This window comes from Ruegeria sp. HKCCD6604, from assembly GCF_013110635.1.
Classification (GTDB): Bacteria; Pseudomonadota; Alphaproteobacteria; order Rhodobacterales; family Rhodobacteraceae; genus Ruegeria.
On sequence record NZ_WVQW01000004.1, the window covers coordinates 190,859 to 214,898 of the forward strand.

Consider the following 24,040-nt stretch of genomic DNA (forward strand, 5'->3'; position numbering starts at 1 on the left):
GTTATTGAAGAAGACCGGCTTCTTTATAGAATTTCTCGGCACCCGGATGCAGCGGAACACCCAGCGCCTCGACGCCGTCGAGCGCAGTATCAGGCGTGATCTGCTTGCCTTTTGCGTGGCCGTTGTCCAGCAGCTTGCGCGTGTTGTCGTTCCACAGGGCCTTGGTCAGCTGATAGACCAGATCTTCGGACAGATCCGATGAAACAACCAGCATCGCGCTTACCGCGGGGGTCTTGGTTTCGGAATCGATGCCTTCATATACACCACCCGGGATAGCGGACGGGATATAGGCAGGAATGATCTCGTTGATCTTTGCCAAATCTTCATCGCTGAAGGAATGCAGGTTCATGCCCTTGGTCGAAGACAACTGCACCATCGCGGCAACCGGCCATCCCGCTGCGTAGAAATAGGCGTCCAGTTGGCCATCGGCCAGACGCTCGGCGCTCTGGCTGTTGTTCAACTCGGCCTCATCCATGTTGTCACGGTTGACGCCCCATGCTTCCAGCATTTGCAACACGGCCACCTGCGTGCCGGAACCAGCTTGGGCAATACCAACGCGCTTGCCTTTGAGATCACTCAGATCGTTGATCGTCTGACCTGCGGGAAGAACCAGGTGCAGGTCTTCCGGGAACAGGTTTGCGACGATGCGCAGTTTCGGGTGGGGTTTGCCTTCAAACTTGCCCTCACCCAGATACATCGAACGGGTTACATCTGCCGCGGCCAGGCCGGCCTCAAGCTCGCCGTTTTGCACGGCGGCATTGTTGAAGACTGACGCCGTTGTCGACTGTGCAATCGCGATCAACCCGGGCACGCCGCATTGGCCGCCCTCTTCGCAGGGGCGTGAGCCCGGAGGGGCCGAAATTCCGTTGGCGATGGTCCCGCCGATCGGGAAATAAGTGCCGCCTGCACCGCCGGTGCCGATGCGGAAAAAGGTTGGGTCCTGTGCAAGCGCCGGTGCAGCCAATGCACCCGCCAAAGCCAAACCCGTCAGGCATTTCATCAATCTCATCGTAAGCTCCCAGTTGTGGATCATTGGATTCGGTTTGTCCGAATTCTGATCCGTTCAGCCTATGGAGTTTTAGCATAAATACAAATTTGTTATATTTAACAAAACGAAAGTTTCGCTTATATATTAAACATGAACCTTGCTCAATTGACCGTTTTTCGTGAGGTGATGGAAACCGGGTCCATCTCTCAAACCGCAAAGAAGCTGAACAGGACACAACCTGCTATCAGCCTAGCAATCAAGAACCTGGAAAGAAGTCTTGGACTGACCCTGTTCGAACGAAAAGGCCGGCGTCTGATCCCAGTGCCAGAGGCGCATTACCTGCTGGCCGAGACCACCGGAATACTGGACAGATTATCTACGGTTTCCAGCACGATGCACGGGCTTCTTAAAGGAAGTTCGGGCAATCTGAACATTGCCGCCATGCCGGGACCGTCCATTTTTGCCTTCCCGAATTTCATCAGCCGTTCAGTTGGCGGGAACCCGGACATCCGGGTTACGCTGTCAACCCGCAGTTCGCCACAGATAATGGAACTTGCAGGCACTCAGAACATTGATTTCGGGTTTGCTGATTTCGAACACGCGGTCGGAAAGAAGCCGCAATTCACGGCAGAGATCATCAGCGGAGACTGCTTTTGCGCAATGGATCGGGACAACCCGTTGGCGAAAGAAAAGGCTGTGACGATTTCGGATCTCGATGATGTGCCAATGGGTGGACTGTACGACACCCACCCTTTTCAGAAGAAAGTGCAACGCGCTTTTCAGATGGTTGCCGCCACTTACAAACCAAGTGTGACGTGCCAGTATTTTCTTCCGCTTATTCCGTTTGTTGGATCGGGGCAGTGCTGCTCGATTGTCGATCCGTTAACCGTCGCGACGGAACGGAAACTGAACATCTCGCATGGCCGTGTGGTATTCCTGCCTTTCAAGGACCCCCTCAGATACGAATACGCCATCCTGTCGCCGGATCACCGCCCCCCGTCGCAATTGGCGCTGAAAATAAAAGCGGGGTGGAAGGCGGAAGTTGTATCGATGCTGGATCAGACCAACGCGAACCCGCGGACGGAAGATTTCTGAAAGACACGCGACCGCACTGTGACGCAGGCGACAACCTGAAGAACTCAGATGCCGCGCGCAACAGAGGCCTCCAGCGTCGATTTGAGCTGTTGCGCATCTATCGGTTTGTAGAACAGCGGCAGCTTTGCTTGTTTGCACTGCTGGACAAGCTCTTGTGATCGATTGGCTGAAATAATGCAGCCGGGCAAATGCCCGAATTCATCCGTCAGGGCACGCATGGCGTCCGTACCTGTTTTCCCGTTGTTCAATTGATAGTCTGCGACAACAAAATCTGGCAGGATACCTATTTCGCGCAGAAGGCCAATCGCTTCGCTTTCGCTTTCGCATTCAAGAACTTCGACGCCCCAGGATTCGATGGTCATGGTCAACGCGCCGCGCAGGTTTTCATCGTTTTCGATCAACAGGGCGACGGTGTTGCCCAGCACATTCGAGTTTGGTTTTTGTACCACTGAAGAGCAGAGAGAAACCTCTGGTTTCGCCCGGGCTAAAGGTATTTCGACCGAAAACCCCGTGCCCTTTCTAACTTCGGAAAACAGGTGGATGGGGTGTTGTAGCAACCCGCAGGCCCGCTCGACAATCGCAAGACCCAATCCCATGCCTTCGGCGGCGCTGGCATCTGAATGCAAACGCTGAAATTCCTGAAACACGATATCTCTTTGATCTGATGCTATGCCGATGCCCGTGTCCCAGACTTCCAAAGCAATTGCGTTCTTGCGATGCCTGACACCAACAAGAACTTTCCCGGTCTCGGTATACCGGATCGCGTTTGAAAGCAGGTTCTGCAATATCCGCCGAAGGTAACTGGCATCGCTTGTGACCCGAGCCTTTGTGTCAACAAAACGCAAACTCAAACCCTTGGCCTGGGCGACGGGCTTGAATGCGTCTTCCATCTGCAAGAAAAGCTCGCCCACCGACACCGTGGACAGATGCGCCTTGGCCCGCCCGGAATCCAGCTTTGAGATGTCCAGCAGGGCTTCGAGAATGTGTTCGACACTGTTCAGGGCGCTTTCTGCTTTTGCTGCGACAGTTCGGGCGGTGTCAGTGTCCAAACCGCTGCCCAGTGACGCAACATAGAGCTTTGCAGCAGACAGAGGTTGCAACAGGTCATGGCTGGCGGCGGCCACAAAACGCGATTTTGACGCGTTCGCCCGTTCAGCCTCGTTCAGCGCGTCCGCAAGTTCCATTGTGCGTGACGCCACACGTTGTTCCAGGAGCTCCTTGGCTTCATACAAAGCCTGCGCAGACCTCCGTTCCGCAGTTACATCGGTAAAGGAAATCACAAAGCCCCGATCGGGCATTTCCTGGGCAAAGACCGACAGGATTTTCGATCGCCCCCGATGCATCTGGAACTGAAGAGGGCGGCGATAGGTTGGTCGGCTGACCCAATCCAGCAGATCCGCCTCGGTTATGCCTTTCTGAAAGCTGATGTTGTCGCCCAGGCGATTGGACAGGGTTTCAAACCGCGTGCCCATCTGAAACTGCGTGATCGGAATGGCCAAAAGTTCGCTTGCGCGGGTGTTCCACCCGATCATGCGGTGCTTGTTGTCAAAGATGCAGACGCCCTGATCGATATGTTCAAGCGTGGCGCGGATCAACCGCGCCTTGTCGTCAAGAATGCGATCCCTTTCTTGCCGTTCGATCCGCATGATGTCTGTCACGTCGGTTTGCAGAATCACGGTGCCCCCGTCTGGCGTGCGGTGTTCGGACACTTGCGACCACCGATTGCCAGAAAGACGAACATTGAACACCACGTGGTCATCTGCGTGACGATCCAGGCGGCTTTTGGCCCAGTCCCCCGGGGTCATTGTCTCTGGCAAGGACAGGAACCCGGATTGGCTGACCAGTTCCACGTATTCAGCAAAGCGCAAGCCGGGGTTCAGCTGTTCCTGAATGTCGGGCATATGCATCCCGAACCGGCTGTTGCACAGCACCAGTTCTTCGTCACGATTGAACAGGGCAAAGCCTTCCTGCACCGTTTCGATCGCATTTGCCAAATCTGCGCGCGCCGCTTCGGTTTCCTTGTTGGCCTGCGCCAACCTGGCGTTGGAGTCATTCAGAAGCTCAAGCGCGCGCTCAAGGTCATCCGTTCGGGCGCGGACCTCTTGTTCAAGCACCGCCGCCCGTTGGAACTGAGCATAAGCCGCGCCAGAGGCATTGGTGGATTCTTCGACCCGCCGCATCAGGGCTTCGGCGATTTTCCTAAGCTTCTCGTTCTGACGATCAAGTGAGTCCGAGGGGTCTGTGAGATGCTCGATCATACCTTACTCTTTCTCGGGCGGGTATATCGCCACGCCGGTCAGGGTCTGGTTCACATGGATCGAATTGAATTGCTCTCCATAAGTCGAGAAACCGACCACGTGATGGCGGGACAGGATGTCCGAGATCGCGTGCGTCTTCTGCTTTTGCTGGGCCTCCAGCCGACGAAGGATGCAGTCACAACCCAAAATGGTGTCGGGTAGCTGCTTCTCGGTCAACAGGCTGATTTCTTCCTGTAGATGTTCAACCATGTCCCGAGGTTCTGCCAGCGTCAGGACCAAGCCTTCGTCAATCGCCGAAAAAAAGACGAGATCGCCATTTCCTGCCACCTGCTGGATCGCGCGGACATGGTGTTGCCCGCCTATTTGCACAACGACTGGATGGGCCGCGAATGTGAATGTGGTGAGCTGTTCCGGGTCTTTGCCGAGAATACGGGCGTATTCGCGGGCAGCGGGTTCGGCATTGATTTCCTGAACGATGCGTTTTGCCGGGTCTGCCTTGGTCACGACCATGCGATGGGCGGTGGGCAGAAGGTGATCGGTTTTGAACACCTTGATCGGACACGGCGTGCGAACCTGCGTGAGTACGGCTGCGTTGCTTCTTGCCTGCCCCTGATACAGAACATATGTGCGCCCGAATTTGGTTCCATCCCCCGCCGAACCGCCGAACAATGGCACCGGTCCCAGCCCCACAGCCAATTCCGACGTCAGTTCATCTTCTTTTGTCGATAGCCCGTCAATCATCAGGAACGTGAATTCATGGCTCCAGTCGGGCGCGTTTACCATCATCGCATTTCTGTTGTGGATCATCTCTTTGATGATGCTGTCGGAATCGAATTCGTTCAGATCCGGAACAAGAACCGTGCGTATGTCAAAATGGGATTGCGGCAGGCCGATCGCGACGATCTGATCTTCGCAATACCCATTATCCGCCAGCTCTCCGGCGGTGGTGCAACCAACAATCGGGGTCGGCGCAAAGGCGCGTTCGGCATCCGCGATCACCACGGATGCATCGGCGTTCGGGCTGACAAAAAGAATGACAAGCGCAAGTGCGTCATCACCCAACTGGCGTTTGAGTGTCTCGATCGACTGCCCGGTGTCGTGGCGTGCAAAAGCCGTTTTGACGATGCCTGGCGTACGGGCCCGGGCTGTTGCCCACCCGACTGCTTGGTCCATCGTGCCTCCTCCCTAAAAGCGCGACGATGACGTGAGAGTATGACGCTTAGCCTTGGTCTTGCAAGACACTGGCAAAGGACGCTTTCTTGACGATCAGAACCGCCTGCGTTCGGCTTTGGACACCCAGTTTTCGCATTATTGCGGTCACATGCGCTTTGACCGTCGTTTCCGCAATCGACAAGTCATAGGCGATTTGCTTGTTCAGTTTGCCTTCGCAGATCAGTTGCAGGATGCGCGCCTGCTGATTTGTCAGTGTCGCCAGTCGTTTGACCGCTTCGCCGTGTTCGTCGTCTTCCTCTGTGTCGATCAAAACGCAGCCTTCCGGCACGAAGACGTCACCGGCATGCACGGTCTCGAATGCAGTACGGAACACGTTGCGCTGACTGTGCTTGGGGACATAGCCCGATGCGCCGGCCTGTATCACCTGGCTGACGACGCGGTTGTCGGTCAGCGACGACACCACGATTACCGGTGCGTCCGTGGAAGCCTTCAAGCGGATCAGACCTTCCAGACCGTCCACATCCGGCAAATTGAGATCCAGCATGACCGCATCGGGCTTCAGCCCACTTGCCAGCAGATCCAAGGCATCCTCCAGTCGGTCTGCCGTATGGACTTCCCGGATCTGAGCCACACTTTGCAGAGTCATCGACAAGGCGTCGCAAAACAACGGATGGTCATCAACGATCAGAACGTTATCGAAATCATTGCGCGCGGCGGATTCAGCAAACATCTGGTATAGCCTTTTGCATTCAAATGGTCTCCAGCCTAACCAATCCTAGCAACGAATGAAAACCACGCATACTGGCGGAAGGTCGTATAACAACGCGCACCCCGGATCAGGATCAGAAGCGTGTGACATGTTCTGTAACTGAACCGGATCAGCTCGCCGTTCTCTTGTCCGGGTTGCAGGCTGCCCGGCGATGCCCGAGCATGTCAGGAACGACCAAGTTTTCTACTCCGTCTTGGTCGCCCACCGCAGTGAATGCACTATCCGACGTCCAGGATATCAGAACTGCTGGCGACCTGAGCCAATATCAGTCGCGTTTCAATTTTCGGTTACACAGCTATGATGCTGGTGTTTCCAAATAAGCGATGTCGCAGGAAGGGCGCATCGCCGAAATATTCAAACGTCACGGCCATACACATTCGCCGCCCGCGCTGCGGTGACTACACCCAAGGTCTTATAGGCAAGGCTGCGAACACCGCGTAGCGTAACAAAAATATACTTGGAGAAGTGAAATGGAACTCAATGACAGCCGCGTCATCGCCGCGCCGCGATCCAAAGTCTGGGCCTCGCTCTTGTCGGCAGAAGTTCTGAAGGAATGCGTGCCGGGATGTCAGGAGATGATAGGCTCGATCGAAAACGGGTTCGAGGCCACCGTCGTGCAGAAAGTAGGCCCGGTCAAAGCGACGTTCAAAGGCTCTGTAACCCTTTCTGATCTCGTGGAGCTTGAAAGCGTGAAGTTATCGGGTGAAGGTAAGGGAGGAGCGGCCGGATTTGCCAAAGGCGTGGCCGACGTCACCTTGTCGGATGCCCCCGAAGGCACACTGCTGACCTACGCGGTCGATGCACGCGTCGGTGGCAAACTGGCTCAGTTGGGGGGGCGCGTGATCGATGGGGTTGCCAGAAAAATGGCCGACCAGTTCTTTGAGAACTTTCAGAATGCGGTCGAACCTCAGGATGCGCCCGAGCCCGAAACCTCGGAAGAAGGCGAGTCCGGGGAAGAAAAGAAAGGTTGGATCAAGCGCGTGTTAGGCGGTTAATCCTTTGGAATTCAGGGAGGAGAAAGTCATGAAAATTTCCATGACCGTGAACGGCAAAGCCGTAAGCGGAGACGTCGAGGGCCGGACATTGCTGTCCGGTTTTCTGCGCGATCATCTGTCTTTGACGGGCACGCATGTGGGGTGTGACACTGCGCAATGCGGCGCTTGCGTGGTGCATGTGAATGGCGAAGCGGTGAAATCGTGCAACATGCTGGCTGCCGAAGCAGATGGGGCTGATGTCGGCACGATCGAAGGTCAGGCCAATTCGGATGGGTCGTTGAACGTGATCCAGCAGGCGTTTCAGGATCACCACGGTCTGCAATGCGGATTCTGCACTCCGGGCATGGTGATGAGCGCCGCCGCGCTGCTGAAAGAGAACCCGCGCCCGACCGAGGCCGAAATCCGGAAGTATCTGGAGGGCAACCTGTGCCGCTGTACCGGGTATCACAACATCGTCAAGGCGATCATGGCCGCATCCGGCCAGGACGTGGGCAGCATCGCTGCGGAATGATGCCGCTGCGGGCGTCGGAAGCACGCCCGTGGGATGAGTGAAGGATGCAGCAGCATCCGTTTATGGGAGGAGAACAAGCAATGCCCAAAGACAGTGGCATCGGAGCCAGTTCCAAGCGGCGCGAGGACGTGCGCTTTCTGACCGGAGCAGGCAATTATACCGACGACATCAACGTACATGGCCAGGCCTATGTGCATTTTCTGCGGTCCGACATCGCGCATGGCCGGATCAAATCCGTGGACACTTCGGCGGCCGAAGGCATGCCGGGTGTGGTCAAGGTGTTTACCGGCAAGGATTTCGAAGGCGTGGGCGGCATGCCCTGCGGCTGGGAAGTCACCGACAAGCACGGCGCGCCGATGCAAGAGCCGCCGCACCCCATTCTGGCGCAAGGCAAAGTGCGTCATGTGGGCGACCCGATCGCAGCCGTTGTGGCCGACAGCCTTGAGCAGGCCCGCGACGCGGCAGAGGCCATCGAAGTGGATATCGAGGAACTGCCCGCGGTGATCGAAATGAAGGCAGCCGCGCAGGATGGCGCGACGTTGGTCCATGACGATCTGAAGAACAACATCTGCTATGACTGGCAACTGGGTGAGGCGGACGATGCCAAGGTGAACGAGGTGTTTGCCAACGCCGCGCATGTCACCACGCTGGAGCTTGTGAACAACCGTCTGGTCGCCAACCCGATGGAACCGCGCGTGGCCGTGGCGGAATACAGTCGGGGCACGGATGAATACACGCTCTATACTACGTCGCAGAACCCGCATGTGATCCGGCTGCTGATGTGCGCCTTTGTGCTCGGCCTGCCCGAGCACAAGGTCCGCGTCGTGGCGCCGGATGTGGGCGGCGGTTTCGGCACCAAGATTTTCCACTATGCGGAAGAGGCATTCTGCACCTTCGCCGCCAAGGCCTGCAACCGCCCGGTCAAGTGGACGGCCAGCCGGTCCGAGGCGTTCATGTCGGATGCACAGGGCCGCGACCATGTCAGCAAGATCGAGCTGGCGCTGGATGCCGACAACAATTTCGTCGGCCTGCGTACCAACACTTACGCCAATTTGGGCGCGTATCTATCCACCTTCTCCAGCTCGGTCCCGACCTGGCTGCACGGCACGCTGATGGCGGGCAACTACAAGACGCCGGTCATTCAGGTGAACGTGAAGGCAATGTTCACCAATACGGTGCCGGTGGACGCCTATCGCGGCGCAGGCCGCCCCGAGGCGACGTACCAGCTGGAACGTGTGATCGACAAAGCCGCGCGCGAACTGGGTGCCGATCCGATCGCCCTGCGTCGACAGAACTTCATCACGCAGTTCCCCTACGACACGCCGGTGGCGCTGACCTATGACACCGGGGACTACAACGGAACGATGGACAAGCTTGAGGCCGCCGCCGATCTGGCAGGTTTTGCAGCGCGGCGCGCGCAAAGTGAAGCCAACGGCAAGCTTCGGGGTTTGGGCATTAACTGCTATATCGAGGCCTGCGGCATCGCGCCTTCCAACATTGTCGGCATGCTCGGGGCCCGAGCGGGCCTCTATGATGCAGCAACTGTTCGGGTTAATGCGACAGGCTCCATCAGCGTCATGGTCGGCGCGCACAGCCATGGACAGGGACACGAGACGGCCTTTCCGCAGGTGGTGGCCGACATGATCGGTATCGACGAGTCGATGGTCGAGATCGTACATGGCGATACCTCGAAAATCCCGTTCGGTATGGGCACATACGGTTCGCGTTCGCTGGCGGTCTGTGGCTCGGCCATGGTCAAGGCGACCGAAAAGGTGATCGACAAGGCCAAGAAGATCGCCGCCCACTTGCTGGAGGCATCCGAGGCCGATATCGAGCTCAAGGACGGCCAGTTCAGCGTTGCGGGTACTGATAAGTCAGTGGCCTGGGGCGATGTGACCCTGACGGCCTATGTCCCGCACAACTATCCGCTGGAAGTGGAGCCTGGATTGGAGGAAACCGCTTTCTATGATCCGGCCAACTTTACCTTCCCGGCAGGCGCCTATGCCTGCGAGGTCGAGGTCGATCCGGAAACCGGTCAGGTCAGCATCGAGAAATTCACTGCGGCGGATGATTTCGGCAACATCATCAATCCGATGATCGTGGATGGTCAGGTCCATGGCGGTATCGGTCAGGGCATCGGGCAGGCGCTGCTTGAGAACTGTGCCTATGACGAAAACGGCCAGCTGCTGAGTGCGTCCTTCATGGACTATGCGATGCCGCGTGCGGATGACGTGCCATTCTACGGCGTAGATCATTCCAGCCAGACGCCATGTACGCACAATCCCTTGGGCGTAAAGGGCTGTGGCGAAGCCGGTGCGATCGGGTCGCCACCTGCGGTCGTCAACGCGGTTCTTGACGCGCTGAATTCGGGCGGCAAGGCGGTGGACCATATCGACATGCCGGTCAGCCCGTCGCGCGTTTGGGTGGCGATGAACGGTTGAGTGGAGAGAGCGGACCGGGGGTCAGCCCGTCGCCATTGGTTTCTCGAACCAATGGCGCAACCAAAAACGACCCCCGAGATATTTACAGCCAGATGAAGGGCGGATCCGCGCCTTTCGGAAAGGAAAGACGAAATGTACAGTTTCGAGTTTGAGAAACCCTCGACCATCGCTGATGCGGTTGCTGCACTGGCCGCCGAGGATGCGCAGGCGTTGGGGGGCGGACAGACGCTGATCCCAACATTGAAGCAACGGTTGGCGGCCCCGTCCAAGTTGGTGTCGGTCAGCGGAATTCCCGAGATGCAAGGCGTTTGCATCGAGGATGACGGATCGGTGTCGATCGGTGGCGCGACGCCCCACGCTGTCGTCGCCCGCGAGGCCGCAGGGTCGTATCCAGCGCTTGCAGCGCTGGCCGGTCAGATTGGCGATCCGGCAGTCCGCAACCGCGGGACGATTGGCGGCTCGGTTGCCAACAATGACCCTGCGGCCTGCTATCCGGCAGGCGTATTGGGATCAGGGGCGACTATCGTGACCAATGCGCGCCAGATTGCCGCCGATGACTTTTTCCAGGGAATGTTCACGACAGCACTGGATGAGGGTGAAATCATCACATCAATCCGTTTCCCGGTACCGCAAGCCGCGAGCTACCGGAAATTCCTTCAGCCAGCGTCGCGTTTTGCGCTTGTTGGGGTCTACCTGGCTCGCTTTGCGGACGGCGTACGCGTCGCGGTTACCGGCGCGAGCGAGGACGGCGTTTTCCGGTGGTCCGAGGCTGAACAGGCGCTGAACAAGGAGTTTCGCCCTGATGCCCTTATGGACCTGCGTGTAAATCCGGCGAACATGATTGCGGATCTGCATGGGAGCAAGGCGTATCGAGCCCATCTTGTTTCGGTCATGACCAAACGCGCGGTTGAAGACTGCTTGTAAAGAATTGGTCGGTAAAATCGAAAAGTCCCGGTGTGATCCGGGGCTTTTTATCTTTGCAGTGTCACCACTTTTCCATTGGGGCGCACACAGATCGCGATGCGCTCGCCGGCTGCCCGCGCAAGGGTCGCTGCTATTTCAGCCTCAGAAGCATGACAGAATGCCGTTGAAAGCGCGTCTGCCGTTGTAGCATCCGGTGCCTGGACACTGACCGTTGACCAAAGCGGAGCGTTTTCGCCCATCGGGTCGATTACGTGAGCACTGCCGGACCGCAGACGCATGGCGCCGGGACTGGACGTAGCGATGGCGCGGTCTTTCAAATGCGTGACTTCGACAGGTCCGTACACTGGATCCGAGACACCCAGCAGCCACTGATGGCTACTTGCATAATGCTCTCCGATATTGACCAAAACCTTGCCCCACCCAGCCTTGCGCAAGGCGCGAACGACCAGATCGGTGGCGAAACCTTGAGCGATGCCGTTCAAGGTAAGCGCTAGTCCCTGCCCATAGCCCTAAGGCGGCCTTTCATCCAAAGTTGCAGCCGCAAGGAAATCGACCCCGGCGGGTGATGCGGCCCCGCCGGTCCGGTGTGCAAACTGTCACCACGTCAGCCAAGGGCGGCGGACGTACGGGGCATGCGGCCGGTCGACAGGGGGCAGATTTGGTTCGCCGATCAGTGCGGCTTTGGCCTCGGGGTGATATTGGGGTTTTTCACGTCAAAGGCGACGCTTTGCCAAAAAAGAACAGGCCGCCCAGATCGGGCGGCCTGACCAGGTTTTTCTTGTGCCTACGCCTTACTCGGCTGCCTGCGTGCTGCTGGCAGAGTGCTTGTCACGCTGACTGTCGCGGAACAGCGCCTTGGCCAGCGATGCGCACATCAGGCCCATCACCATGGTGAACGGAAGCGCACCGATGATCATGGCATTGCGCAGCGCGTCCATAGGGTTGTTTTCACCCGCCGCCAGGATCAGCGCACCGATCACTGCCGTCAGGATCACACCCCAGATGATGCGGTGCTTGATACCGGTTTCCTGGCTACCACCCGACATGATGGTGTTCATCACCAGAATACCCGAGTCCGCCGAAGTCACCAGGAAGGTCATGATCAGGATCACGCACATGACGTTCAGCATGGACAATAGCCCACCGTCGATCATGTAGGACAGTGTGGTGAACAGCTTGTTGGTGTTCGATGCACCGATGATCGCGCCTTCTGCCGCGCCTGCCAGTTCCAGATCGATCGCTGTGCCGCCGAGAACGGTCATCCAGGCAAAACACACCAGTGCAGGTGCGAACACGCAGCCCAAGATGAACTCGCGGACGGTGCGACCTTTGGAGATGCGCGCCAGGAACAGACCCACGAAGGGCGAGAACGCGATCCACCATGCCCAGTAGAAGGTGGTCCAGCCTGCCTGCCAGCCGAATTGACGACCTTGCTCACCCGCAGCATAAGCCGCGGCCAAGGTTGCTTCGTCCAACTCGGCTGCTGCACCTTCCAGACCGCTTTTGAAGCCGTCGAAGCTGCCCCAGGCGTTGGTCGCCCCACCCATCAGGTCTGCGGCATGTGCTTGCGCCTCGGCCGGCAGGGCCGCTGCGAATGCTTCGGCCGACAGCGGACCATAGGCGTTAAAGCTGAGTGACAGGAAGTGCAGGATGTAATCGACCATGGCAGTACCATAAGTGGTCATGGCAAAGACAAACGAGCCGAAGACCACGAAAGTGCCCAACAAGATGATCGACAGCACCAGATTCAGGTTGGACAGGTACTTAACACCCCGGCCAACACCGGATACCGCCGAAATGATCGACAGGCCCATGATGACGACCAAGCCTGAAATCAGACCAACCTTGCTGGGGGTCGGCACCTCGCCACCCAAATCCATGATCCACTGCATGCCGGTGATCGCATAAAGTCCGTCGATGAACTGGCTGACGCCATAACCGATGGTTACGGACACGCCGAGGATCGTCGCGACAACGCCCAAAACGTCGACCACGTGGCCGAAAAAGCCGTTGACGAAACGGCCAAACAGCGGAGTCAGCGCCGAGCGGATCGTCAGAGGCATGTCGCGTGTGTAAGCGTAGTAAGCCAACGACAGGCCGGTCACGACATAGATCGCCCAGGCGTGGAAGCCATAGTGCAGGAAAGTGAAGCGGTAAGCCGATTGCAATGCCTCAGGTGTGTTACCTTCGACCGCGCCGGAAACAACAACCGGGTTAGATCCCCAAAGGCCCAGCGGTTCTGCTGTGGCGAAAACCATGAGCCCCACACCAAGACCGGCACCGAACATCATGGAGAACCATGAGAAGTTCGAAAACTCGGGCTTTTCCCCCGGCGTTCCCATGATCCGACGACCCGTGGACGGAATGATCGCAACAACGGCAAGGAAAAAGAAGAAAAAACCGACAATGACGATGTAGAAGCTGTTGAAAACCTCCAGCAACTGACTGTTCAGGCTGCCCAATGTGCTGTTTGCATTCGCTGGGAAAACCAGGGCCCACAGGACCAGCCCGACCATGATGGCCTTGCTGATCAGGGCAATTGGGACGCTGTAGTTTTCATAGAATCCGGAATCAGCCGTTTCTATTTCAACGTCCGTGAAAGGTTCGGGTATCGACATATCGCGCGTTCCTCCTCGAGTGTGTCGTTTTGTTCTTCTGAAAAAGTGCTGGAAAACATCGCGTTGCACGACGTGGACAATCATGCACGTTGCACAAACCGATGTTGAGTTGTGTTCAGCCCAAACTTGGGCTTGCAGTAATAACGCGTGCTCCCATTACGTCTCTTACTGCAAATTTCCTCCGATTACTTGCTGCCTGCTGTCATCACCGGTCCTAAGTGGTAAGTCAGCCTGTGGTTGAATATCGTCGCAGCATCCAAAGTGGTTGTTGGGTTTCCAGTTTCGAAAAACCTATAGCAAGGGTGAGATGTTCTAACTTGAGAATCCGACACTTCGATCACATGAAGCGACCACCGAATTCACTCGATTGCGATGTTAGCGAGAACACTACGGCGCCATGATTTGTTGTGACCACTGCGTCCTTCACAGCTTCAGGACCAGTTTATCGGACTTGGCCCGCGAAACGCAGGTGCACAGGAATTCGTGGCTTTCCTGCTCTTGCGGTGTAAGTATTCCGTCGCGGTGATCGACGTGTCCTGACACAACGTCAACGATACATGACCCGCACAACCCTTCAGAGCAGCCGAAATCGACCTGCACGCCGTTGTTCTGCAATACTTCGAGAATGGTTTCCTCCTTTCCGACCGGGTAGACCGCGCCGGTTGACTGAATTTCGATCTGAAATTCCGCGTTTGGGTCGTGGTCGATGTCAGAGGCGGGTGCAAATCGTTCAAAATGGATTGCCCCGCCACGCAAGGATGCACCTGCTTCCAGAACAGCATTCAGCATCGGTTCAGGTCCGCAGGTATACACATCCGCACCGACGGGCATCGATTGCATGACCGATGCCAGATCAAACCTGCCGTCTGTGTCATCGCAATGCAAATGATACCATTCCTCCAGCCCAAGGGCCCTGAACTGCGCGTCCATCGCTGCAAATTCTTTCGATCTTACAAGGTAGTAGACCTGAAAATCATGCCCGCGGTTCATCAGCTCCCGCGCCATTGCAACCAGCGGAGTCGCCCCGATGCCGCCTGCGATCAACGTGACATGCCGATCGTGGTTTTCGAGTTTGAAGTGATTCCGCGGCCCGCCGATTTCGACCATCGCCCCTTCTTGAAGCGCGTGCATGGCCACCGAGCCGCCACGCCCTTCATCTTCGCGTTTGACGGCGACATTGATTACACGGCCGTCCTGACTCCAACTCCACAGTGAATACTGCCGCACCAGATCGTCGGCCAGATGGATATCGACATGTGCGCCGGGTTGAAGGCTTGTGAAGCGGCCGTTTTCGATTTCAAAGCAAAAATCGGACGTGTCCGGGCTCAGCCGTGTTTTGCGCACGAGGCGGGCAACTTGTGTATCCATCACACATCCTGTTCGTTCTCGGTCGACTTTGGTTCTGTACCCGATCGCAAACAGCAGGAAAAAACATAGATTTCAATTGCAAAATTTCTCACATTCGGATGAATGTAACTCACCTCTACCTTTTGAGCAACGCAGCACCATGTCACGACGCCACTATAATCTTCCACCACTCACGACTTTGTCGGCCTTCGAGGCCGCCGCGCGGCATCTCAGCTTCAAAGAAGCGGCCGGCGAACTGTCGGTTACGCCAGGCGCTGTCAGCCACCAGATAAAAGCGCTGGAAAGTGAACTGGGTTCGGCGCTGTTCGTCAGAAAGCACAGGGGCGTAGAGCTGACCGAGGATGGCCAGGACCTGTTTGAAGTGCTCGGTTCGTCGTTCCGGCAGATATCGAAGGTGCTTGAAAAGATTCGCAGCGGCGATTCAGAAAATCCGGTGACGGTCGGGTCCACTACCGCAGTGGCGGCGTTGTGGCTTTCTCCGTCGGTCATCCGGTTCTGGCAAGACTACCCGCACGTAAAAGTGAACCAGATGGCGCAAGACAAGCCATTCTCGGACAGACCGGATATCGACTTTTTCATCCGTTACGGTCGTGACGTGAACTCGCAGCTGAACCATACTAAACTGTACCGTGATACTCTGACGCCGGTCTGTAGCCCCGAGATGGCCATGGAACTGAAGGGGGCAAGCCTTGAAGACCTGGTCGAACGTCGCCTGATCCACCTTGAAACGCAGGACAACACATGGACCACTTGGCCGTCTTGGTTTCACGACCTCGGATATACCGGAGTTGTACCGGTGCAGTCGCGCGTAAACAGCTATGCGTTGGCGTTGCAGTTGGCCCGGAAAGGGGCCGGGCTTGCATTGGGGTGGAAACGCTTGATCCAGCCCATGCTGACATCAGGAAAACTTGTTGCGCTGGAAGAATTCAGCCTCCCTGCCCCGAACAATTTTTACCTCGTCGGTCGCCCGGACGACCAACTGACAGAAGGTGCCCTGGCGCTGAAAAACTGGTTGCTGGGTGAATTGTCCGGGGGTTCGGTTTAGTCTGCCTCAATCGGCCATGAGGTTTTTTGATATTGAATGAAGCCGGCTCGACCGGCCAATGGGAGTAACGTTCAACACATTCCGAATTACTCAGGAGCAACCGATGAACAAGCATTCAGCGCTTTCGTCTGTTCTGACCCCGGTAAACACCGCCAAGGGCCTGCCGAACGAGCATTATATCGATCCCGATGTCTTCGCCGAGGAACGGGAGGCGGTCCTGTTCGCGAACTGGTCGGGCATCGGTTTTGGCAAGGACATTCCCGAAGCGGGAGATGCCTTTCCGATCGACTTCCTCGGTGTGCCGCTTCTGATGGTGCGCGACCGTGACGGGCAGATCGGCGTTTTCCAGAACACCTGCCGCCATCGCGGAATGATTTTGGTCGACAAGCCGCAGAAAATCCGCGGCGCGATCCGATGCCCCTATCACAGCTGGTGTTACGGCCTGAATGGCGAACTGCGCACTGCGCCGCATGTCGGTGGCCCCGGACAGAACACACATGAAGATCTGGACTTTGCTGAACTGGGCCTGATCCGCATTCGTTCCTATGTCTGGCGCGACGTTGTCTTCGTAAATGTGGATGGCAACGCCCCGGAGTTCGAAGAGGTCCATCGCGAATTGATGGAACGCTGGAAAGATTTTGAACAGCCCATGTATCATGGCGGCGCCGGCGCGTCTGTCCGGCTCGAGCTGGAGTCGAACTGGAAACTGGCGGTCGAAAATTTCTGCGAAAGCTATCACCTGCCCTGGGTTCACCCGGGTCTCAACAGCTATTCGCGTCTGGAAGACCACTACAACATCAATGAACTGGGCAAGTATTCGGGTCAGGGCACCTACGTCTATCGCCAGTTTGAAGGTCAGAACGGCGAAAAACTGGATGACTTCCAGAATTTGAGCGAAAAGTGGAACGAAGGGGCGGAATACATCGTCGTGTACCCGAACACCTTGCTGGGTGTTCAACGCGACCATGGATTTGCCTTCATCATCGATCCGATCACGCATGAGCGGTCGAACGAAAGGATCGAGCTGTACTACGCCAAAAAACCGGAAGACGCACCCGAGCACGAAGCGTTGCGCGCAAAGAACGCGCAGCTTTGGAAAACCGTTTTCGAAGAGGACGTGTTCGTGGTCGAGGGCATGCAGAAAGGCCGTCATGGCGTCAAATTCGACGGCGGCCGCTTCTCGCCCGCGATGGATGGCCCAACGCATTGTTTCCACCACTGGGTGGCCACTCAGATCGAAAAAGCCCGTGCCGAGGCATAGGCGGCTTTCCGGCCGGATCATGGGCTGAGGGCGCCACGGATGTATCCTGCTCGGTCATTTGCAATCAGGAACATCGCAGATGCAGGCGATGTTCCGCGATCGCGCAAAGACGCATGCGGATGCGTCTGATGGGTTCATCAAGGGCCGGTCCGCATCGCTAACGACGCTGGGAAATCGGGACTCAGGCGCAAAAAGGTAGAAAGCGTATGATTGCGTACAGGCCAACACACTTCGCGTTTCCGGTAAGAGGCTGACCTTGGATCTGCAAGAACTCGACAAGCAACTGTTACAGGCTCATGCGGATAATGATGTGCCTGCGCTGATCCGGCTGTACCACGAGGCAGCCGACCGGGCCGAGCAAAATCAGGATCTCGACGCCGCTTGTTTTTACCTTACACATGCGTTTGTTTTCGCGCTGGAATACGGCGCGCCCCAAGCGGATGAGTTGAACCGAAAACTATACGAGCGCGGCCGCGCCCATCGTTTGGTGTTCTGACGAAATCGGTGTAGTTGGGGTATCGTGCTGGCAAAGAGACAAAGCATGACCCATTTCACCTTTCTGTGCCTCGGAGATTTCCCGCTTGCTGCCTTGTCCATGGCCATCGACCCCCTGCGCGTGGCCAATGAGATCAGCCGCAGCGATGGTCTTGGCTGGACTGTCGTTTCGGAAGATGGGCAACAGATCATGTCCAGCTCACGCCTCAGCATCAACCCTGACAAGGCATTGTCCGAGGTTGAGGAAACCGACGTCGTGCTGGTCTTTGCCGGGGCCTCAGCCCGGTTGAAGGATCGCAAGGCTTCGGGCGGAGCGCTGCGACGGCTATTGTCCCGTGGCGCGCGGATCGGTTCGGTCAGCGGCTCACTTTTTGCGCTGGCGGAAGAAAAGTTCTTCGATGGTTACAGCTGTAGCGCACATTTCTGTTACACCGCTGCTTTGAAGGAACAATTCGACAGGGTGAACCTGTGTGACACGCTCTATACGATAGATCGCAACCGAATGTCCTTTGCCGGGACTTCAGCGGTGTTTGAGTTCATGCTGGGCGTGATTTCGGACGAGGTGTCCGATGCGGTTGCCGTCGAAACCGCCTGCTGGTTCCAATACGCGACGTTGCGCGATGCGGATACGTTGCAGGTTTTGCCGGGCTACAGCAAAAATCAGACCCGCAATGCCCTGCCGCGCCCGGTTCGACGGGCCATCGAGTTGTTTGCAAACAACATCGAAAACAAGATCTCGATCGAGCAGGTTTCGAAGCGCGTTGGCATGTCCATCCGGCAATTGGAACGGCATTTCAAGAAGGAAACCGGGATCAGTCCCGGAGGGTACTATCGCAGGCTGCGACTGGATGCGGCGCGGCAGAAGCTGCTTTACACCGACCAGTCTTTGCAGGAAATCGCGCTTTCGGTCGGGTATGACAGCGCCAGTTCGTTTTCAAGCAACTATCGGCGCGAATTCGGTCTGCCGCCGACTCAGGAACGCAAGGAACGAAGCCGCGGCGCCAGACACGCGGCTTTGTCCTTTGGGCACCGTCCTTCACAGGGCCCTGGCCACCTCGATCAGCATGTGGTGAACTGAAATCGCATAGCTGCGTGGCGCGTAGACCGAGAAATCCGTTCCCGCCTCATTGCAGCGCAGCAAGCACCCCACATGGTGGATTGCAGTGCGGTTGAAAGCTCCGGCCTGCATCTGTTCGACATCCAGAACGGTCAGGCGTTGCAGCAAGCCTGTTGCACCCTGCCCGGTCATGTCGATGCGTGTGAACGCGTCCGACTGATCGGTCACCGACGCCATGCCGGCCAGCTCAGTTTCCATACGCCGGGCCAGGTCCAACGGGCCTGCAAAAGCTTCTTCGCACAGGTACTGATCCGGGCCCAGCCAGTGCAGGCTGCTGGTTTCGCCCTTTTCCCACCGCCCCGCCTCAGGCGCCGGGATTCCGCAAACGGTTTGAAGTTTGGCTTTGACGGTTTCCTCCTGTCCCAACCGGGCCGAGACGGATGCCAGCGCCACATCCTCCCGTTCCTGAAAGGTCAGAGTTCCGACCACGTCCCGTTTGGGTTCACTGCCGCCAATGGCGGTCTTGGTAACAAAATCACGCACGGAGCCGTTCTCCTTCGGGGTCAACGAAATGCGCGCTGACAAGCGTCGCTTTGATGTTGGTGTCATCCACCGGGCTGACAATCTGCACGGTGTCGCCCAATCGCTGCGCCCCGCGTTTTACAAAGGCCAGGCCGATGCTGCTGGACAGGTGCGGCGAATAGGCAGCCGATGTGACATAGCCCAGATCGTTTTCCGGCAGGTGTGGCGCATCCTCGTCGAACACATGGCCACCGGCCAGCACGGTATCGGCGTTGTTGACCGGCTGAATGCCGACCAAAGCCAGGCCATCCGGATCGGTCAGTGCTTCGCGTGCGCTGAGCGTCGCACCGATACTGTCTTTCTTGGCTGAGACCATGCGCCCCATGGCCAGATTGTGGGCGCTGGTGGTTCCGTTCAGTTCGTTTCCGGTGGCATGGCCCTTTTCAATCCGCAGAACGCCAAGCGCTTCGGTGCCATACGGCGTTACGCCAAAGGGCTCTCCAAGCGCCATCAGATGTCGGATCAGCGCGTCACCGTACCGGGTAGGCACAGCCAGCTCATAGGCCAACTCGCCCGAGAACGAGATGCGGAAAAGCCGCGCCGGGATCCCCCCGGCAATGGTCACCTCGCCACACGCCATAAAGGGAAAACCTTCGTTGCTGATGTCATGGCCGTCATCAACGACCTTTTGCAGCAACTCGCGGGATTTCGGGCCCGCTATGGCATATTGTGCCCAGGCGTCGGTGGTCGAAATCATCTGCACATCCATGTCCGGAAACAGGCATTGGCGCACGAACTCCATGTGGCGATAGACACCAACCGCGTTTGCGGTTGTGGTGGTGACCACAAAGTGATCCTCGGCCAGGCGGGCGGCGGTGCCGTCATCCATGGCAATACCGTCTTCGCGCAGCATCAGACCATAACGGGTCTTGCCCACCGGCAGTTTGGCAAAGCCGTTGCAATAGATCTTGTTGAGGAACTCTGCCGCATCCGCGCCCTGCACGTCGATTTTGCCCAGCGTGGTCACGTCGCAGACGCCGACACCGCTGCGTACGGCCAGAACCTCGCGATCCACGGACTCGCGCCAATGGGTCTCACCAGCCTTGGGGAACCATTGCGCACGCAGCCAGGGGCCCACCTCGACGAATACCGCGCCCTGTTCTTGGGCCCATTGGTGGCTGGGCGTCAGTCGCGTAGGTTTGAATTCTTTTCCGACCGAGCGCCCGGCCCAGGCCCCCATCGCCACGGGCGTGTACGGTGGCCGGAAGATGGTCGTGCCGGTTTCGGGAATGCTCTTGCCGGTGATCTCGGCCATCACGGCCAGCGCGCCGACATTCGCGGTTTTGCCCTGATCCGTCGCCATACCAAGGGTGGTATAGCGTTTCAGATGCTCGACACTGCGGAAGCCTTCCTGTTCGGCCAGTTTGACATCCTTGACGGTCACGTCATTCTGGAAATCCAGCCAGGCGCGGCCTTTGCCGGGCACATGCCACAACGGGGTGATACGGATCTCATCATCCTCGGCTTTCGGCAGGTTGACCGGACAGGCCCTGATCCCCAGGCCGTCAAGCGCCGCAAGTGCCGCATTGGTGCCCGAGGCGATCGCCCCGTGGCTGGTCAGGTTGCCCGCGGCGGCACCGGCGACAGCCATACCTTTCGGCAGCTCAGCCGGTGGGATTAAGGCTGCAAGCGGTTCGAACCATTGCGGGCGGCCGCGCTGATGGCATGTCAGTTGCACATTCGGATTCCACCCACCCGAAACGCCCAGACCACTTACTTCGATGGGGCGGGTCTGACCATCGGCCATCTGCACGTTGATCGATTTTAGCCCCAGACGGCCCTGCGTGTTCGTGACCTGCGCCCCGGCCAGCAATTCACATTCGGCAATGCGCGGTGCATCGTGGCGCGGGTCGATCACGGCAACAACTTTGATCCCGGCTTTGATCAAATCCTGTGCGGCGCGGTGTCCTTCGTCATTGTTGGTGAAGATCGCCACGCGCTGGCCCGGTGTCGCAGCCCAGCGGTTTGCATAGGCCCGCATCGCGCCCGCCAGCATTATGCCCGGTCGGTCGTTGTTTTCGAAAGCAATCGGACGTTCGGTAGAGCCGGCACAAAGCACCGAGTGCTTCGCGTAGATGCGCCACAGAATCTGGCGTGGTTTCCCCGCCTCGGGCACCGCAAGGTGATCCGAGACCCGCTCAAGGGCGCCGTGAATGCCGTGATCATAGGTGCCGAACACGGTGGTGCGCGTCAGAAGGCGCACATTGTCCATCGACGCCAGTTCTCCCAGTGTCTGCGCGACCCAATCGGCATTCGAAATGCCCTCGAACCGGTCACAGTCAGACAACAGACGCCCACCCATCCGGCTGTCTTCGTCCGCCAGAATGACCCGCGCGCCAGACCGCGCCGCCGTCAACGCCGCGATCAGGCCGGAAGGACCGGCACCGATAACCAGGACATCGCAATGCAAATAGCCCTTGTCGTAGATATCCGGGTCGGCCTCCTGCGTCAGGCTGCCCAGACCGGCCGCCTTGCGGATCATCGGTTCATAGAGCTTTTCCCAGAACGCCTTGGGCCACATGAAGGTCTTGTAATAGAAACCCGCCGTCAAAAAGGGCGAAAGCCGATCATTGATCGACAGCGCATCGAAGGCGAGCGAGGGCCAGCGGTTCTGCGATGTCGCCTCGAGCCCATCGAACAGTTCGACCGTGGTCGCGCGTGTGTTGGGTTCCTGCCGGTTGCCTGTGCGCAGCTCGACCAGCGCGTTGGGCTCTTCCGAGCCCGAGGCAAGCACACCGCGTGGACGGTGGTACTTGAACGAGCGGCCAACCAACCGCACGTCATTGGCCAGCAGAGCCGAGGCCAGCGTATCACCCTGATAGCCTTCGTAGGATTTGCCATCGAAGGTAAAGCGCAGCTTTTTGGACCGGTCGATCAGACCGCCCTGCAAACGATTGTTCTGGGTCATTTTCCCCGCCCCGTCTTGCGGGCTACATCCCGCGCCAGTTCTGTTGCCAGAATTTCATGGGTCAGCGTGTCGCGTGTCACAACCAGCCACGAGCGGTCGCCCTGCTCGTGAAACCACAACTCGCGGTGGGTTCCTGCCGGGTTGTCGCGCAGGTAGAGATAGTCGTGAAACTCAGCGGCGGCCGTGTCGGATTGCCAGTCGGGCCGATTGATCAGGCTCGCGTCGCCCAGATAGGTGAATTCGGACGCGTCACGCGGGCCAAGCAGTGGATGATTGATGATCATGTCCGGGCCTCCTCAATGCAGGTTGGGCTGTGCGCCCACACCTTTTTCGTCAATCATCCGGCCGGTTCTGAACCGGTCCAGCCGATAGGCAGTTGCAACGTCATGCGGTCGGTCGGTGGCCATCAGATGCGCGAAACAAAAACCAGATGCCGGCGTTGCCTTGAACCCGCCATAGCACCAGCCACCATTGAAGTAGAGCCCGTCAATTCCAGTGTGATCTATGAATGGCGAGCCATCCATCGACATATCCATCACGCCGCCCCACATCCGCAGCAGGCGCGCGCGACCGATCATCGGCATAAGGGACATACCGCCTTCGGCCACGTCCTCGACCACAGGCAGGTTGCCGCGTTGCGCATAGGTATTGTAGCCATCGATATCGCCGCCAAAGACCAGACCGCCCTTGTCCGATTGGCTGACATAGAAATGTCCGGCGCCATAAGTGATCACCCCGTCAAGCACCGGTTTCAGCCCTTCGGTCACAAAGGCCTGGAGCACGTGGCTTTCGATCGGCAGGCGCATCCCTGCCTTTGCCATCACGCGCCCGGAAGACCCGGCAACCGCCAGGCCCACCTTCTTGGCGCCGATGTAACCCCGTGTGGTTTCAACGCCCAGCAGTTTTCCGTTTTCGATGCGGAACCCGTTGACTTCGCAATTCTGGATGATGTCGACCCCCCGTTGATCCGCGGCACGGGCATAGCCCCAGGCCACACCGTCATGACGCGCCGTACCACCGCGGCGATGCAACAGACCGCCCTTGATCGGAAAGCGCGCATCGTCAAAATTCAGGAACGGATACATCGCGCGAACGCCCTCTGCATCCAGCAGTTCCGCCCCAGAGCCGGTGAACATCATCGCGTTGCCGCGACGACGATACGCGTCACGCTGCGCGTCCGTATGACAGAGGTTCAGAATACCGCGCTGGCTGACCATCGCATTGTAGTTCAGGTCCTGTTCAAGGTTTTCCCACAGCTTCAGCGACAGCTCATAGAATGGCTGGTTGCCATCCAACAGGTAATTGGCGCGAATGATCGTTGTGTTCCGCCCGACGTTGCCGCCACCGATCCAGCCTTTTTCCAGAACCGCCACCCTGGCGGCGTTGTGTTCCTTGGCCAGATAGTATGCCGTCGCAAGGCCATGACCGCCGCCGCCGATCACGATGAAATCATAGCTTGATTGAGGCTCGGGATCGCGCCATGCCGGTTTCCAGCCCCGATGCCCGTTCAAAACCTGCCGCATAATCGCGAGTGCCGAATACCGCATGAATT

19 protein-coding genes and 1 pseudogene are annotated in these 24,040 nt (G+C 57.8%); 9 read left to right on the forward strand and 11 right to left on the reverse strand.

The genetic code is table 11. The features are described 5' to 3' along the window. Position 1 precedes the first annotated feature (1 nt). Positions 2-1,009 (reverse strand): TAXI family TRAP transporter solute-binding subunit, encoded by a 1,008-nt coding sequence (locus GS614_RS12570; RefSeq protein WP_171119318.1) that lies wholly within the window; start codon positions 1,007-1,009, stop codon positions 2-4. A 144-nt stretch (positions 1,010-1,153) separates the two neighbouring features. On the opposite strand from GS614_RS12570, the gene GS614_RS12575 reads away from it, so the two are divergent. Further along, complete coding sequence (locus tag GS614_RS12575) at positions 1,154-2,083, forward strand: LysR family transcriptional regulator (protein WP_253285361.1); 930 nt, start codon at positions 1,154-1,156, stop codon at positions 2,081-2,083. A 44-nt stretch (positions 2,084-2,127) separates the two neighbouring features. Here GS614_RS12575 and GS614_RS12580 read toward each other — a convergent pair whose 3' ends face one another. Genes GS614_RS12580 through GS614_RS12590 form a run of 3 tightly spaced genes read right to left on the reverse strand, consistent with a single transcriptional unit; the run spans position 2,128 to position 6,244 of the window. Continuing rightward, on the reverse strand, positions 2,128-4,341 hold the full coding sequence (locus GS614_RS12580) for a PAS-domain containing protein (protein ID WP_171726465.1): 2,214 nt from the start codon (positions 4,339-4,341) through the stop codon (positions 2,128-2,130). 3 nt (positions 4,342-4,344) lie between these two features. Then, entirely contained in the window at positions 4,345-5,514 is a 1,170-nt protein-coding gene (locus GS614_RS12585; RefSeq protein ID WP_171205167.1) for an FIST N-terminal domain-containing protein, read from the reverse strand. A 46-nt stretch (positions 5,515-5,560) separates the two neighbouring features. Beyond that, positions 5,561-6,244: a response regulator transcription factor gene (locus tag GS614_RS12590; protein ID WP_171726466.1), complete on the reverse strand. Its 684-nt coding sequence runs from the start codon at positions 6,242-6,244 to the stop codon at positions 5,561-5,563. A gap of 509 nt (positions 6,245-6,753) precedes the next feature. On the opposite strand from GS614_RS12590, the gene GS614_RS12595 reads away from it, so the two are divergent. The 4 genes from GS614_RS12595 to GS614_RS12610 all read left to right on the forward strand — a co-directional run bounded on the left by GS614_RS12595 (position 6,754) and on the right by GS614_RS12610 (position 11,154). Continuing rightward, positions 6,754-7,278 (forward strand): CoxG family protein, encoded by a 525-nt coding sequence (locus tag GS614_RS12595; RefSeq protein ID WP_171726467.1) that lies wholly within the window; start codon positions 6,754-6,756, stop codon positions 7,276-7,278. 28 nt (positions 7,279-7,306) lie between these two features. Beyond that, positions 7,307-7,789, forward strand: a complete 483-nt coding sequence (locus GS614_RS12600) for a (2Fe-2S)-binding protein (RefSeq protein WP_171205170.1) — start codon at positions 7,307-7,309, stop codon at positions 7,787-7,789. A gap of 80 nt (positions 7,790-7,869) precedes the next feature. After that, positions 7,870-10,230, forward strand: a complete 2,361-nt coding sequence (locus tag GS614_RS12605) for a xanthine dehydrogenase family protein molybdopterin-binding subunit (RefSeq protein WP_171726468.1) — start codon at positions 7,870-7,872, stop codon at positions 10,228-10,230. Positions 10,231-10,362: 132 nt separating this feature from the next. After that, a complete protein-coding gene (locus GS614_RS12610) occupies positions 10,363-11,154 on the forward strand; it encodes a xanthine dehydrogenase family protein subunit M (protein ID WP_171726469.1) in 792 nt (263 codons plus the stop codon). A gap of 47 nt (positions 11,155-11,201) precedes the next feature. Here the strand turns inward: GS614_RS12610 and GS614_RS12615 are convergent. The 3 genes and pseudogenes from GS614_RS12615 to GS614_RS12625 form a co-directional block, all read right to left on the reverse strand. Further along, positions 11,202-11,639, reverse strand: a pseudogene (locus tag GS614_RS12615) (FAD:protein FMN transferase); the annotation flags it as partial. A 306-nt stretch (positions 11,640-11,945) separates the two neighbouring features. After that, entirely contained in the window at positions 11,946-13,772 is a 1,827-nt protein-coding gene (locus GS614_RS12620; protein ID WP_171726471.1) for a BCCT family transporter, read from the reverse strand. 423 nt (positions 13,773-14,195) lie between these two features. Beyond that, positions 14,196-15,140, reverse strand: a complete 945-nt coding sequence (locus tag GS614_RS12625) for a PDR/VanB family oxidoreductase (RefSeq protein ID WP_171726472.1) — start codon at positions 15,138-15,140, stop codon at positions 14,196-14,198. Between the two features lie 139 nt (positions 15,141-15,279). Here GS614_RS12625 and GS614_RS12630 point away from each other — a divergent pair, with 139 nt between their 5' ends. The 4 genes from GS614_RS12630 (at position 15,280) to GS614_RS12645 (ending at position 19,019) form a co-directional block, all read left to right on the forward strand. After that, complete coding sequence (locus GS614_RS12630; RefSeq protein WP_171726473.1) at positions 15,280-16,185, forward strand: LysR substrate-binding domain-containing protein; 906 nt, start codon at positions 15,280-15,282, stop codon at positions 16,183-16,185. A 103-nt stretch (positions 16,186-16,288) separates the two neighbouring features. Then, positions 16,289-17,446 (forward strand): aromatic ring-hydroxylating dioxygenase subunit alpha, encoded by a 1,158-nt coding sequence (locus tag GS614_RS12635; protein ID WP_152460334.1) that lies wholly within the window; start codon positions 16,289-16,291, stop codon positions 17,444-17,446. Positions 17,447-17,702: 256 nt separating this feature from the next. After that, positions 17,703-17,942: a hypothetical protein gene (locus GS614_RS12640; protein WP_171205176.1), complete on the forward strand. Its 240-nt coding sequence runs from the start codon at positions 17,703-17,705 to the stop codon at positions 17,940-17,942. Between the two features lie 45 nt (positions 17,943-17,987). After that, positions 17,988-19,019: a GlxA family transcriptional regulator gene (locus tag GS614_RS12645; RefSeq protein ID WP_171726474.1), complete on the forward strand. Its 1,032-nt coding sequence runs from the start codon at positions 17,988-17,990 to the stop codon at positions 19,017-19,019. Here GS614_RS12645 and GS614_RS12650 read toward each other — a convergent pair. The 4 genes from GS614_RS12650 to GS614_RS12665 are packed head-to-tail and all read right to left on the reverse strand — an operon-like array spanning position 18,978 to position 24,035. After that, a complete protein-coding gene (locus tag GS614_RS12650) occupies positions 18,978-19,541 on the reverse strand; it encodes a sarcosine oxidase subunit gamma (protein WP_171726475.1) in 564 nt (187 codons plus the stop codon). The genes GS614_RS12645 and GS614_RS12650 overlap by 42 nt on opposite strands. Then, a complete protein-coding gene (locus GS614_RS12655) occupies positions 19,534-22,488 on the reverse strand; it encodes a sarcosine oxidase subunit alpha family protein (RefSeq protein ID WP_171726476.1) in 2,955 nt (984 codons plus the stop codon). Before GS614_RS12655 ends, GS614_RS12650 begins: the two co-directional genes overlap by 8 nt. Then, positions 22,485-22,772 (reverse strand): sarcosine oxidase subunit delta, encoded by a 288-nt coding sequence (locus GS614_RS12660; protein ID WP_171119335.1) that lies wholly within the window; start codon positions 22,770-22,772, stop codon positions 22,485-22,487. Before GS614_RS12660 ends, GS614_RS12655 begins: the two co-directional genes overlap by 4 nt. Positions 22,773-22,784: 12 nt before the next feature. Then, complete coding sequence (locus tag GS614_RS12665) at positions 22,785-24,035, reverse strand: sarcosine oxidase subunit beta family protein (RefSeq protein WP_171726477.1); 1,251 nt, start codon at positions 24,033-24,035, stop codon at positions 22,785-22,787. Positions 24,036-24,040: the final 5 nt, after the last annotated feature.

What these genes read in the sequence shown, in the direction of transcription:
- GS614_RS12570 (WP_171119318.1), bottom strand. Translation starts at nt 1,009, where the DNA reads ATGAGATTGATGAAATGCCTGACGGGTTTGGCTTTGGCGGGTGCATTG.
- GS614_RS12580 (WP_171726465.1), bottom strand. Translation starts at nt 4,341, where the DNA reads ATGATCGAGCATCTCACAGACCCCTCGGACTCACTTGATCGTCAGAAC.
- GS614_RS12585 (WP_171205167.1), bottom strand. Translation starts at nt 5,514, where the DNA reads ATGGACCAAGCAGTCGGGTGGGCAACAGCCCGGGCCCGTACGCCAGGC.
- GS614_RS12590 (WP_171726466.1), bottom strand. Translation starts at nt 6,244, where the DNA reads ATGTTTGCTGAATCCGCCGCGCGCAATGATTTCGATAACGTTCTGATC.
- GS614_RS12595 (WP_171726467.1), top strand. Translation starts at nt 6,754, where the DNA reads ATGGAACTCAATGACAGCCGCGTCATCGCCGCGCCGCGATCCAAAGTC.
- GS614_RS12600 (WP_171205170.1), top strand. Translation starts at nt 7,307, where the DNA reads ATGAAAATTTCCATGACCGTGAACGGCAAAGCCGTAAGCGGAGACGTC.
- GS614_RS12605 (WP_171726468.1), top strand. Translation starts at nt 7,870, where the DNA reads ATGCCCAAAGACAGTGGCATCGGAGCCAGTTCCAAGCGGCGCGAGGAC.
- GS614_RS12610 (WP_171726469.1), top strand. Translation starts at nt 10,363, where the DNA reads ATGTACAGTTTCGAGTTTGAGAAACCCTCGACCATCGCTGATGCGGTT.
- GS614_RS12620 (WP_171726471.1), bottom strand. Translation starts at nt 13,772, where the DNA reads ATGTCGATACCCGAACCTTTCACGGACGTTGAAATAGAAACGGCTGAT.
- GS614_RS12625 (WP_171726472.1), bottom strand. Translation starts at nt 15,140, where the DNA reads ATGGATACACAAGTTGCCCGCCTCGTGCGCAAAACACGGCTGAGCCCG.
- GS614_RS12630 (WP_171726473.1), top strand. Translation starts at nt 15,280, where the DNA reads ATGTCACGACGCCACTATAATCTTCCACCACTCACGACTTTGTCGGCC.
- GS614_RS12635 (WP_152460334.1), top strand. Translation starts at nt 16,289, where the DNA reads ATGAACAAGCATTCAGCGCTTTCGTCTGTTCTGACCCCGGTAAACACC.
- GS614_RS12645 (WP_171726474.1), top strand. Translation starts at nt 17,988, where the DNA reads ATGACCCATTTCACCTTTCTGTGCCTCGGAGATTTCCCGCTTGCTGCC.
- GS614_RS12655 (WP_171726476.1), bottom strand. Translation starts at nt 22,488, where the DNA reads ATGACCCAGAACAATCGTTTGCAGGGCGGTCTGATCGACCGGTCCAAA.
- GS614_RS12660 (WP_171119335.1), bottom strand. Translation starts at nt 22,772, where the DNA reads ATGATCATCAATCATCCACTGCTTGGCCCGCGTGACGCGTCCGAATTC.
- GS614_RS12665 (WP_171726477.1), bottom strand. Translation starts at nt 24,035, where the DNA reads ATGCGGTATTCGGCACTCGCGATTATGCGGCAGGTTTTGAACGGGCAT.